The sequence below is a fragment of the Streptomyces puniciscabiei genome (genome assembly GCF_006715785.1).
Taxonomy (GTDB): Bacteria; Actinomycetota; Actinomycetes; order Streptomycetales; family Streptomycetaceae; genus Streptomyces; species Streptomyces puniciscabiei.
In genome coordinates this window covers 448039-460256 of the sequence record NZ_VFNX01000002.1, presented here as the reverse complement: position 1 = coordinate 460256, position 12218 = coordinate 448039, and the positions used below count along the sequence as shown (strand labels likewise).

Sequence of the window (12218 nt, the reverse complement as noted above, 5' to 3'; positions counted from 1 at the left end):
GCATGGCGATTTCTTCCCGACTTTCGCCTGAGATGGTAGTCGAGCACATCGTGGTATTTCCGGATTTTCCTCCTGCTGTGACACCAATGGATCAGCCGTGCCGACGGCCTCAGGCGCCGTCGAGCCCGCATTCGGCCCAGATGACCTTGCCCTGCCTGATGTAGCGCGTCCCCCAGCTCCGCGCCAGCTGGGCCACCAGGAACAGTCCGCGGCCGCCCTCGTCGGTGGTGGCGGCCCGGCGCAGGTGCGGGGCGGTGTTGCTGGTGTCGGAGACCTCGCAGATCAGGGTGCGGTCGCGCAGCAGGCGTACGCGGATGGGGCCGGAGCCATGGCGGATGGCGTTCGTGACGAGCTCGCTCAGCATCAGCTCCGCGGCGAAGGCGGCCTCCTCGAATCCCCAGTCGGCCAGCTGCCGCAGGGCCGAGGCGCGCACCTCGCTGACGAGGGAGGGATCGGCGGGCAGGTCCCAGGTGGCGATCCGTTGCGGGTCCAGGGCGTGGGTACGGGCGACGAGCAGGGCGATGTCGTCGCAGGGGTGGGCCGGCGCCACCGTGTCCAGGACCGCCTCGCAGATCTCCTCGGGTGTGCGCTCCGGATGGGCCAGGGCGCCGCGCAGCCGGTCGAGGACCAGGTCGACGTCCCGGTTCCGGTCCTCGATGAGTCCGTCGGTGTAGAGCACCAGCCCACTGCCCTCGGGCAGGTCGATGTCGGCGGCTTCGAAGGGCAGGCCGCCGAGGCCGAGCGGGGGCCCGGCGGGCAGGTCGGGGAAGGAGACGGTGCCCTCGGGGCGGACCACCGCGGGGGGAGGGTGCCCGGCGCGGGCCATGCAGCACTGCTGGGTGGTCGGGTCGTAGACGGCGTACAGGCAGGTCGCGCCGATGATGCCCGCTTCTCCCGCGGCGTCCTCCTCCCGGTCGAGGCGCCCCACCAGGTTGTCCAGGTGGGTGAGGACCTCGTCCGGCGGGTAGTCGAGTTCGGCGAAGCTGCGGGCGGCCGTGCGCAGCCGGCCCATGGTGGCGGCGGAGAGCATGCCGTGGCCGACGACGTCGCCGACCATGAGGCCGACGCGGGTGCCGGAGAGAGGGATGACGTCGTACCAGTCCCCGCCCACGTCGGACTCCGCGGGCAGGTAGCGGTGCGCCACCTCGACGGCGTCCTGGTCGGGCAGCCCCTGCGGCAGCAGGCTGCGCTGCAGGGCCAGCACCATGGTGCGCTCGCGCGTGTAACGCCGGGCGTTGTCGATGGACAGGGCGGCACGGGCGGCGAGTTCCTGGGCGAGCGAACGGTCGTCGTCGCCGAAGGGGGCGGGGTCCCGCCCGCGGTAGAAGGCGGCCACGCCGAGGACGACGCCGCGGGCGACCAGGGGGACCGCGATGAGGGAGTGGACGTGGGCCAGCAGCTCGTCGGTGTGCTCGGGGTCGTGGGCGAGCCAGCCCGCGGCGGTGCTCAGGTCCGGTTCCAGCACCGCCTGCCCGCCCGTCAGACAGCGCAGTTGCGGAGTGGTCGGGCCGTAGTCGACGCGTTTGCCGACCGGGTGGAACGGACAGTCGTCGCGGATGCCGTGGACCACCGTCCGGCACAGGTCGGTGAGGGGGTCGGCGGCCTCTTCACCGCGCAGTACGGCCTCCGGCAGGTCGATGGTGACGTAGTCGGCCAGTCGCGGCACCGCGGTCTCGGCGAGTTCCCGGGCGGTGCGGCGCACGTCCAGGGTGGTGCCTATGCGCGTGCTCGCGTCGCACAGCAGCTCCAGGCGGCGGCGCGCGGCGAGGGCGTACCGCCCCACGTGCGGTTCGCCCACCAGCACGAGCCCTCTCGCCGGGGGCGGGGACTCGGGGCGGTCGCCCGCCGCGCCGCCGGGTCCGCCCGTCGGCGCGCCCGTGCCGCGCGTATCGGCTCGGCCGGGCATGACGCCGGCTGCCGCGGCCGGGGGAACCGCCCGGGGCGGCGCAACGGCCGTGGACGGCGGGACGGCGGGAACGACGGAGGCCGCCGGTTCGAGGGTGGCCGCCCGTTCGGCGGGGCGGCGCAGCAGCTCCTCGGCCGACCGCGGGACGACCAAGGACGCGTGCCGTGCGGGGACGGGCAGGACGGCCTCGGTGACGAAACCTTCCACCCCGGTGGCACTCGTCATCGGACGGCTCACCAGCGTGACGCACCGGCCGTCGGACAGGGGAACGCGGACGGCGGCCAGCTGCGCGCAGGAGATCAGCTCGGCTGCCTTCTCCATGAGGATCGCCCGGTCATGGGGGCGCAGCCCGAGGGCCAGATCGCCGACCCCGACGCTGTGAGGGGCGGCGGCGGTCTCGGCCGTGCTGCCCAGATACGCCCGCAGCAGGGCGCGCTCACGTTCGGAACTCTGTGCCAGCAGCCGTCTCTCGATGGCGCGGGCCGCCCTGCGGATCACGGTGGCCAGCGCCGGGTCCTCGGCGCTGCGGGGATAGCCCAGGCACAGGACGCCCTCGATGCGGCCGCTGATCGGGTCGCGGACGGGAAGCGCGCGGCAGGCGTTGCCCTGGGAGCGCTCGGCGAAGTGCTCGGCGCCGTAGACCTGGATGAGCTGCCGCTCCGCGAGTGCGAGGCCGATTCCGTTGGTGCCGGCGTGCTGCTCGGCGAACACGAATCCGGGCTCGCGCTGGAACGCCGGGAGGCTTCTGGCCAAGGACGTCTCGCCGAAACGGCGCAGCAGGACCGTCCCGCTCGCATCGGCGACGCAGATGTTCATCTTGCTGCCGGTGAACCAGGACTGCAGCCGGTCGAGCACCGGCACGGCCGCCCGGACGATACGGGCGTCAGGATCGAAGTCGGCCCGGAAGGGAGGGCTGGACTGGTCGGGCGAGAGCCCCAGGGCCCGGCAGCGCTGCCACGAGTTCGAGATGGAGGGGCGCACACCGGCGTCGACCGGCTCACCCTCCAGGAAATGCTCACGGGAACGGGCGGGACCCGTGCCGTCTGTCGCACGTCCCCTCGGATTCGCTTTCCCGGCGGGCCGACCCATGCTACGCCTCGCTCGCGCCTGCAAGAGTGAGCTTCTCCAAAACAATAAGACAAAGACGAGAATACGGACATCGGGTGTGCATCGTCACAGGATGGCGACGGGATTGACGGGCGAGCCCGTCCCGCCCGGCACGTTCAGCGGCGCCACGACGAGCAGGAACTCATGCCGTCCCGCCTCGGCCGCGGCGGCCGACAGGGCCTCCAGATCGAGGTTGTCGAGCAGCGGCACCCCCATGGCGGCCACGACCAGGGCATGGACAGGCGAGTGCACGCCCTCGACGGGTGAGGGCCGTACGTCGCTGTCACCGTCACCGCCGAGCAGCGCGATGCCGCGCTCGGCCAGCAGCGGTACGGCGTCCACGTGGAAGCCCGCGCTCGCCGCGTCGGGGTCCCAGGGGCCGAGCTCCCCGCGGCGGCGGGCGTGCCCGGAGCGCAGCAGCACCGCGTCGCCCTCGCCGATGGTCACATCGAGCGCCTTCTCCGCGGCGGTGACGTCCTGCGCGTGCACCGCCTGCCCCGGCTCGAGCCAGGGGACCCCCAGGACGGCGGGGAGGTCGAGGAGAACTCCCCTGGTCACGAGGGCGCCGAGCGCCGACACCGCCCCGAAGCGGGCACCTGCCGCGCCGACGAGGTCCTTCGCCGCCCGGCCGTCGTAGAGCCGCCCCCGGTAGGCGACATGGCACAGGGCGTCGAGATGGGTGACCGCCTTGCCGTGGTACTCGGCGCCGATGAAGTCCTTGTGGGTGGAGGGCTCGGGGCTCTGCACGTCACCGAGATCGGTCATGTGGTGCACGGCGGGCCTGGGGTTGTCGGGGCCGGGCAGGGTGTTCCAGGGCAGCGCCAGCGGGACGACCTTCCCGGAGCGCACCGCGCCCGTGGCCCGCCGCACATGCTCCGCGGTCACCCGATTCCAGGCGCCGCGGTCGGCCGGGGTCCAGCGGCCCCATGTGCGGACCGCCTCGAAGAGCGCGTCGAACTCCCGACGCGAGACGGCAGGCCCGTGGCCGGCACCGGCCGGCCCGGCATCCGGGTCGTCCGTGGCGTTCGGACTCATCCGTACTCACCGTTCCCACGCGTCGACACGGCCCCGGTAGCGGGGCACCGCTCCGGCAACGGGATACGGCGGTGCGAGCCCGCCGACCCGGACTCCCAGCCTGGCACGACGTGCGCCGCATCGCCGGTTCACACGTCCGCGGGGCCTGCCCCCGGAACCCCTCGCGTCAGACCGTGCCGGCGAGGTCGAGGAGGCAGCGGGCGGTGCCGGCGGGATCGGTGATCTGGTGGAGGTGTGCGCCGGGCAGGTGTGTCACCCGCCAGCCACGTTCGCGCGCCTCGGCGGCCGGGGCCTCGTACGGCGGACCGAACAGCACGTAGGAACAGGGGTGGTCGTCCCAGCCGTCGGGGACCGGGACGTGCTGCTCGTAGTAGGACAGCGGCAGGCTGGGCTGCTCGTCGATGACGGTCTTCCGCATCGTCGGATCGCAGAACATGGGCGCGACGTCGGCTTCGTCCCACCAGTCGGTCCAGCGCGGCAGTCTGCCGTTCACGGCCATCGGACGGAGGAACTCCAGCAACTCCGGCGTGGCGACGGGCGTTGCTCCCGCCCGGGCCGGCAGTGCGGCGTCGACGAAGACCGAGCCGGTGACCGGACGGTCGAGTGCGGAGCGGATGGTCGGGAGGAACAGGCCCGCGTTGCTGTGGGCCACCAAGGTCACGGGACCGTCGGACGGGACCTGCCGGAGGTCGGCGCGGACCGCGTCGGCGACCCGGGGCCAGAAGGGCGGGGTGCCGGCGCCGATGTGCAGCAGGGAAGGCACCCGTACCTCGTATCCCCGCGCCCTCAGGTGTTCGGCCACGGGGTGCCAGGTCGAAGGGCCCACGGACGGACTGTGCACCAGGACGAAGAGCGGTCGCATGCGTCGATCCTGACCCGCACGCCGTCCGGGGCGCGGCAATCTTGTCCCACAGCAGAACGAACTGCCCCGAGAGGTCCCGCGAGCCTCAGCCGGTGAGGCTGGTGCGGACGAGACGGAACGCGGCCGCCGGATCCGGGGCGCGCGTGACCGTGCGCCCCACGACGACGTGCGAGGCGCCGGCGGCGAGGGCGGCGCGCGGTGTTCCGGGGCGGGCGTGCTCGGCCGGGGAATCGCCGGGCAGAGTGACTCCGGGAGTGACGATCAGCGGATCGGCCCCGAGCGCGCTCCGGAGTGCCGCGACGTCCTGGGGCGAGGCGATCAGGCCGTGACAGCCGGCCTTGCCCGCCAGCCGGGCCAGCCTCAGCACCTGCTCCTCGGTCGAGTGGCCGATGCCGATGTCGGCAAGGTCGTCGTCGGTCATGGAGGTGACCACTGTCAGGGCGAGCACACGCAGCCCGGGGAAGGCCCGGGCCGCGTCCGCAGCGGCCGTCATGATGCCGAAGCCGCCCATGCCGTGCACCGTCACCATGGACACGCCCAGCGCGCCCGCGGCGCGGACCGCACCGGCCACCGAGTGCGGGATCTCGAACAGCTTGAGGTCCAGGAAGACCTCCTTGCCCTGCCCGACGAGGCGCCGGACGAGATCGGGACCGGCCACGGTGAGCAACTCCAGGCCGACTTTGTAGAAACGGCACTCGTCGCCCAGCTGATCGACGATGTGCTCGGCAGCGGCACGGTTGTCGCAGTCCAGGGCGACGATGACGCGGTTGTCTTGATCCACCCCGCCATTGTGCCGTCACAGGAAGCTGACGCCCTGAGCCAGGTTCAGTTCGCTGGAGTAGTTGATGGTGTTGGTGGCCGAGCGCATGTAGGACTTCCAGGCGTCGGAGCCGGACTCCCGGCCGCCGCCGGTGTCCTTCTCGCCGCCGAAGGCACCGCCGATCTCGGCTCCGGAGGTGCCGATGTTGACGTTGGCGATGCCGCAGTCCGAGCCGGCGGCGGACAGGAAGATCTCGGCCTCCTGCTGGTCGCGGGTGAAGATGCTGGAGGACAGGCCCTGCGGGACGTCGTTGTGCAGGGCGATCGCCTCGGCGAGGCTGTCGTAGGTGAGGACGTAGAGGATCGGCGCGAAGGTCTCCTCCCGTACGACGTCGGTCTGTTCGCCGACGCGGACGAGGACGGGCTCGGTGTACGCCGCCGCAGGAGCCGCCTCGGCGAGGCGCCGGTTGCCGCCGGCCAGGATCTTGCCGCCCTCGGCCTGGGCCCGGGTCAGGGCGCTCCGCATGGCGTCGAGCGCCGCGGCGGAGATGAGCGGGCCGACCAGGGTGGTGTCGTCGAAGGGATTGCCGATGGGCAGCTTGGTGTAGGCGGCGGTCAGCCGCTCGATGAGGGTGTCGGCGATGTCACGGTGGACGATGAGGCGGCGCAGCGTCGTACAGCGCTGGCCCGCCGTGCCGGCGGCGGCGAAGACGATGGCCGGGACGGCGAGGTCGAGGTCGGCGGACGGAGTGACGATCGCGGCGTTGTTTCCGCCGAGTTCCAACAGGCTGCGGCCGAAGCGGGCGGCGACGCGGGGGCCGACCTCGCGGCCCATGCGGGTGGAACCGGTGGCGCTCACCAGGGCGACGCGGGGGTCGTCGACGAGCTTCTCGCCGACCGCGCGGTCGCCGAGGAGCAGGTGGTGGACATCGCGGGGCGCGCCCACCTCCGCAGCGGCGCGGGCGAGCAGGTGGTCGCAGGCCAGGGAGATCAGCGGGGTGAGCTCCGAGGGCTTCCAGATCACCGTGTCGCCGCAGACGAGGGCGACGGCGGTGTTCCACGACCACACGGCGGCGGGGAAGTTGAAGGCGGAGATGACACCGACCACGCCGAGCGGATGCCAGGTCTCGGCCAGCCGGTGTCCGGGCCGTTCGGAGGCGATCGTACGGCCGTAGAGCTGACGGGACAGGCCTACGGCGAAGTCGCAGATGTCGATCATTTCCTGGATCTCGCCGAGCGCCTCGGAGCGGATCTTGCCCGCCTCGATGGTGACGAGGTCGGCCAGGTCGCCCTTGTGCTCCCGCAGCAACTCGCCCAGCCGGCGGACGAGTTCACCCCGGCGCGGGGCGGGCGTGATGCGCCAGGTGAGGAAGGCCGTGCGGGCGGCGGCGAGGGCCTCTTCGACGTCCGCGTCGGTGGCGGCCGCCAGGCCGAAGAGGTGTTCACCGGTCAGGGGCGTGCGGGCGTGGAGGCCGGTGCCCTCGGCCGCGTCGACGCCGATGTTCCGAAGGGCGGCACGGGCGCGGACGCGCAGCTCGTCCGTGGTGGGCAGTGCGGTGCTGGTCATGGTGGTCCTTCATGGTGTGGAAGGTCAGCCGGGGATGCCGTTGAGGCCGAGTTCGCGGGCGACGCCTGCGAGGGAGCGGTTCTGCTGCCGCTCGTAGAGGTCGAAGGGGTCCAGGACGTCGCGGCCGATGGCGCCGGAGAGCCAGTCGGCGTCGTAGGCGGTGCCCTGCTGGGCGTTGTCGCGGCTGCCCTCGCCGCTGAGGTTGGACTGGAAGATGCCGGCGGCGGAGCGGGGCAGGAAGTCCTCGTAGACGATGGGCTCGGCGCGTACCCAGCCCTGCCGCACCAGGTCACCGAGGGCGTTCGGCGGCCGGTTGCCGTCGCGCGGCCGGTCCGGGGCGACCCGGTAGGTGAAGCAGGCCAGTCCCTTGGCGGCGAGTTCCTGTTCGCCGGCGGGCATGTGCCGCTCCCAGACGGCGCGCGCGATCTCGCCACGGGTCTCCGGGGGGTGCTGGGACGCCTGCTCGTCGACGCGGCCGAGGAGTTCGTCGTACAGGGCGCGGCCCTCGCGTGTGAGGGCGATGCCGCGGGCCTCGACCTCGCCGAAGCGGACCCGCAGGGCGCCGCTGACCACCCTGCCGTCCGGGGTGCGCATCGCGCGGGGCTCGGCCAGGGCCCGGAAGGAGGTCTGCCGCAGCAGCACATCGGGTCCCTTCCAGGGCGGCGGTCCCTGGATGGTGTCGATCATCTCGACGCCGCGCTCGGTCATGCGCCGGTACAGCTCGTCGATGTCCAGGACACGCGGGGTGAGGTGGTTGATGTGCGTACTGCGCACACCGCCGATGTCCGCGGCGACGGCGGAGATCCGCTCCAGGGTCTCGTACCAGGCCCTGTCGACCGGCTCGGGCGACAACTCGAAGGTTCGTGAGGCCAGTTGGAGGAAGCGTTCGGCCTCGTCCTCGGGCAGCTCCCGCTCGGCGGCGGCACGGTCGGCCAGGGCGAGCAGCTCCGGGGGAAAGAGTTCGCGGCCGGCGAGGAAGGTCTCGAGGCGCGTGCGCAGGTCGGCGTCGAAGAAGCGGGGGTCGGCCGGGGTGAGCATCGAGGTGAACACCCGGAAGGGATTGCGCGCCAGCTCCTCGCCTTCGACCGGCCGGAACGCCGTGGAGACGACGGGTACGGCACTGGCCGCGGCCTCCCGCAGGTCGTAGAACCCCACCGGGTGCATGCCGAGGGCGCCGAAGACGCGAGCGACCTGCCGCAGTTCCCGCGGTGTGCCGACCCGGATGGCGCCGTGCCGCTCGGCGGTCACCCGTCCGATGGAGCCGAGGCGTTCGGCGTCCGCTCCCTGGGCGCGCAGAACCTCCTCGTTGACCTCGCGCGAGACGTCCACGAGCGTGGTGTAGGCGGGAACCTCCTGCCCGTACATGTGCGACAGCCGTTCCGCGAACGCGGCCCGCAGCTGCCACTGACTGATCGTCGACACGGTTCGGCCTTTCGATCGGGGTTCACAACCGAGTGAGCCATCGGTACGTACCTCACCTGAGGCATCGGTAGTCACACGACGTGTGCTTCGGGGCGGACGCCGGCGCCCTGGCGGAACCGGTCGGCGCCGAGCGGGGAGATGTCGGTGAACGGCTCACGCTCCAGGCAGAGGTCGCGCATGACCTCGCCGACCGCGGGCGCCTGCAGGAAGCCGTGACCGGAGAACCCGGTGGCATAAAGGAAGTTGGGCAGCTCATCGGAGCGGCCGATGAGCGCGTTGTGGTCCGGTGTGACCTCGTACAGGCCCGCCCATCCACCGGTGGTCTCCATGCCGGCCAGGGCCGGGGCGCGGTGCCGGGCGACGCTGCGGAACAGCTCCAGCCACTGCGGGGACCAGGTGGTGTCGAAGCCGTCCTCCTGGGCGGGGTCGGCGAGCCCGAACAGCAGACCGTCGTCGCTGTTGTGGAAGTAGGCGGTGGAGGAGAAGTCGATGGTGAACGGGATACGAGGAGCGGGCGGTGTGAGCGGTGCGGTGAACGCCAGTTGCCGTTTCACGGGCCGTACCGGCAGGTTGACGCCCGCCATGTCGCCGATCCGGGCCGACCAGGCGCCCGCCGTGCAGATGACGGTGGAGCAGGCGATGCGCCCTCGGCTGGTGTGGACGCCGACGACGCGGTTCCCGGCCGTGTCGATTCCGGCGACCTCGGTGTGCGTGGCGATCGTGACGCCGCGCCGGGCAGCGGCCTGCGCGTACCCCTGGACGACCAGTCCCGGGCGGGCGTGCCCGTCGGTGGGGGAGTACGCGGCGGCCACGAGGCCGTCGGTGCTGAGGTAGGGACACAGGCGCCGGGCCTCGTCGGGGCCGATCATGCGGCTGGGTACCCCCAGGCCGTTCTGCAGCTCGACACCGGCCTCGAAGTCGACGGCCTGCTGTTCGCTGTCGAGCACGAAGAGATAGCCGACGGTGTCGAGCCGGATGCCCGCGCCGGGACGCCGGGCGAAGTCCTGGTAGGCACGCAGGCTGCGGCTGCCCAGCTCGATGTTGAGCGGATCGGAGAACTGGGCACGTACGCCGCCGATCGGCTTGCCCGAACTGCCACAGCCGAGTTCGCCGCGCTCGACGACGACGATGTTCGTCACGCCGGCTTCGGCGAGGTGGAACGCGGTGCTCACACCCATGACGCCGCCACCGATGATCACCACATCGGCGGAGGACGGAACGGTGCGGAAGGCGGAGGAGGACAACGGGCCACTCCCTTCCAGGGACACCCCGTCGGACGGATGCGTTTCCGGGGCGGCGGAGCTGTCAGTGACAGAGCGATGCGGATCAGCTGTCTGCGCGTCATCGTGCAGCAAGCCAACCGTTGACGTCCATCAACGGTTCCTGCGTCCGAAGTCTGAACTGACCCGACGCGGCACCATCACCGCGGTCGCGGAAGCCCTGGGATCCATCCCGGGCGGGGTTTCGCAGCAGATCGCGACGCCGGAGCGACCCTCGCCCTGCACGCCGAGCGCCTCCTCATGACGGAGGCCGAGGCCGTGGAAGCACTGGAGCGCACCCGGAGCGAGACATCGAGGACGCTGCGGGTCGGCCTCTTCGCCACGGCCGCCGCCGAGATCCTGCCGCCGGCCCTGCGGCAGGTGGGCCGTGGGCCTGACCTACCCGGGCGCGCCGATCCCGCGCGATCCGTCGCGGCGGGGTGAGCCATGCCCGGCCGGCACAAGGTCTCCCTTGCCGGCACCCGGGACCTGGGCTGGATCCTGCCCTCGGCCGGCAGCGACTACGGCCGGGCTGTGCTCACCGTCTGCCGCCGGGCCGATTGCGAACCCCGGGTGCTGCACGAGGTGACGGACACGGCCGCCACCCTGGCCCTGGTCGAGGCCGGCGGCGGGGGGGGGCGCGTCCGCGGAGCGCCGCCCCGAGCGAGAAGGCCGCTGTCCCACCGGCAGGGGATGACACGTTCGGCCTCAGGGGCGGAAGTGGTCGCGCTCCTGAGACTTCCGGCGCGGCGCGCCCCGGGTGACGGTTCGGGCCAGTCGTGACCGACACAGCGTCGGCGGCCGGTCATGCCACCGCTTGCCTGCACGCATGCGTTCCGTGTCCTACTGATGGACGCCCGCCACCCGCCACACCTCCGAGTGCCGACCTCCGCACATCAACAACAGTGCCGGACCGGGGCGCCTATTGCCCTCGCTCGTCGTGGCCGCGATCTGCGGGTTGGTGGCTGCACGCCGCCCGAGCGCGGCGGGCTAACGCCACGCCGCGCTCCACGAGCCGGACCGGGTCCGTCCGCAGGACGGACCCGGAAGAGGCGCCTTCAGAAGGCCTCACATGGCTGGGAACGCCCCGAACGGGTCGTCGCTGGTGACCCCGTCCACCAGCCCCTTGATGGCCAGTTTGAACTCCGACCACGCCTGGTCCTTGGGGTGGCCGGTCAGGTCGGCGTAGAGCGCGGCCAGCGTACCCGCATCGCCGAGTGCAACCATGGCCTGGGCGATCTGAGGCAGCTTGTGTCCCAGACTGGCCAGCCAGGAGATGAACGCCACCCCGCAGCCGTTGCTGATCGGGTTGGTGTCGGTGTCGTCAGTTCTGTCGACGAAGTTCCGCATGCCGTTCTCGGCCCAGAACGGTGCTGTGGCGAAGTCCACCAGGGCGTTGTCGCTCGCGACGGCGGCGCACCAGCGTGAGAGGGCCTCGCCGGTACTGAGCCCGCAGAGCCGACCGTTCATCGCGCACTCGCTCAGCTCGGCTTCGAACAGGCCGGACACACGGGCCGAGTTGCCGAACGAGGCATCCACCTCGATGGCGCCCCCGTTCTGGAAGGTGCAGCCCATGTGGTCCGCACCCCCGGAGCCGTCGGTGACACCGCCGAGAGCGAAGATGATGACGCTGACGGGGGTGCCGGCGGTGTCGAAGATGGTGTTGTTCAGCTTGAAGACGCGGTCGGCGTCGCTGACGAGGTCGGTGGCGTTTTGCAGGCCCTGCGCTCCAAGGCTCGGATCAACGTAGACGGTTACTGCCCCGCTCGGGCTCACTCCCACGAAGTGGGAGGTTCCTCGGTAGCTTGGCCACTGGGGTGGGCCGGCGTGCCTTCTCAGAGGACGATTCATGGCACTGCCCTTGATCGTTCGGAGACGTACTGCTGCCACGGTTCACCGAAAGTGAAGGCTCCGCGTCGTACCGGCGCGGCCCGGTTGACACTTGAGAACTCCCATATCAGGACACTCGATACATCCAGCATGCGTCATCAAGCTCGGTCCCGCACCTGCTCGAGCGTCCTGGCCCTCCTCGGCCTTTGGGCGAAGGAAGCGGCATGCTTGCTGTCCGCGCCCGGACTCCGTTGCTCGCTCAACGAAACTGGGAGATTCGTCAGTCAGTTGAGTCTCAGCCGCCGAGGCGTCCATGTCGTTGGGGGAGGTGTCCAAGTCTCAGCCCCCAGGCACAGGAGCCGCGTTGCTTCCGTACCCTGCGGCAGTCATCCGCCAGGTGACCGCGGCTGCAAGCTCCCTCCCACCCCCCATCCTCGTCCGACCGCGCTTGGACGAATCGAATGTCGTCGA

At 71.7% G+C, this 12218-nt stretch carries 10 protein-coding genes; 2 read left to right on the top strand and 8 right to left on the bottom strand.

What is annotated here, in order from left to right:
- Positions 1–109 precede the first annotated feature (109 nt).
- From FB563_RS32955 to FB563_RS32925, 7 genes are all read right to left on the bottom strand, one after another.
- Positions 110–2995 (bottom strand): SpoIIE family protein phosphatase, encoded by a 2886-nt coding sequence (locus FB563_RS32955; protein WP_055703984.1) that lies wholly within the window; start codon positions 2993–2995, stop codon positions 110–112.
- Between the two features lie 84 nt (positions 2996–3079).
- A complete protein-coding gene (locus tag FB563_RS32950) occupies positions 3080–4048 on the bottom strand; it encodes a cyclase family protein (RefSeq protein WP_055703985.1) in 969 nt (322 codons plus the stop codon).
- Positions 4049–4214: 166 nt separating this feature from the next.
- Positions 4215–4910: an alpha/beta fold hydrolase gene (locus FB563_RS32945; protein ID WP_055703986.1), complete on the bottom strand. Its 696-nt coding sequence runs from the start codon at positions 4908–4910 to the stop codon at positions 4215–4217.
- Positions 4911–4995: 85 nt separating this feature from the next.
- Positions 4996–5691, bottom strand: a complete 696-nt coding sequence (gene pyrF, locus FB563_RS32940) for an orotidine-5'-phosphate decarboxylase (RefSeq protein ID WP_055703987.1) — start codon at positions 5689–5691, stop codon at positions 4996–4998.
- 15 nt (positions 5692–5706) lie between these two features.
- The gene (gene amaB, locus FB563_RS32935) at positions 5707–7236 is read right to left on the bottom strand and encodes an L-piperidine-6-carboxylate dehydrogenase (RefSeq protein ID WP_055703988.1); all 1530 of its coding nucleotides are present in this window, start codon (positions 7234–7236) and stop codon (positions 5707–5709) included.
- Positions 7237–7260: 24 nt separating this feature from the next.
- Positions 7261–8601, bottom strand: coding sequence for a 2-oxoadipate dioxygenase/decarboxylase (gene hglS, locus FB563_RS32930; protein WP_055704000.1), 1341 nt, complete (start codon positions 8599–8601; stop codon positions 7261–7263).
- Between the two features lie 128 nt (positions 8602–8729).
- Positions 8730–9902, bottom strand: a complete 1173-nt coding sequence (locus FB563_RS32925) for an NAD(P)/FAD-dependent oxidoreductase (protein ID WP_055703989.1) — start codon at positions 9900–9902, stop codon at positions 8730–8732.
- A 276-nt stretch (positions 9903–10178) separates the two neighbouring features.
- Here FB563_RS32925 and FB563_RS44470 point away from each other — a divergent pair, with 276 nt between their 5' ends.
- Both FB563_RS44470 and FB563_RS44465 read left to right on the top strand, forming a co-directional pair.
- Positions 10179–10361, top strand: a complete 183-nt coding sequence (locus FB563_RS44470; RefSeq protein ID WP_055703990.1) for a hypothetical protein — start codon at positions 10179–10181, stop codon at positions 10359–10361.
- A gap of 3 nt (positions 10362–10364) precedes the next feature.
- Positions 10365–10700, top strand: a complete 336-nt coding sequence (locus tag FB563_RS44465) for a LysR substrate-binding domain-containing protein (RefSeq protein ID WP_055703991.1) — start codon at positions 10365–10367, stop codon at positions 10698–10700.
- A 285-nt stretch (positions 10701–10985) separates the two neighbouring features.
- On the opposite strand, the gene FB563_RS32915 is transcribed toward FB563_RS44465, so the two are convergent.
- Complete coding sequence (locus FB563_RS32915; protein ID WP_055703992.1) at positions 10986–11693, bottom strand: hypothetical protein; 708 nt, start codon at positions 11691–11693, stop codon at positions 10986–10988.
- Positions 11694–12218 lie beyond the last annotated feature (525 nt).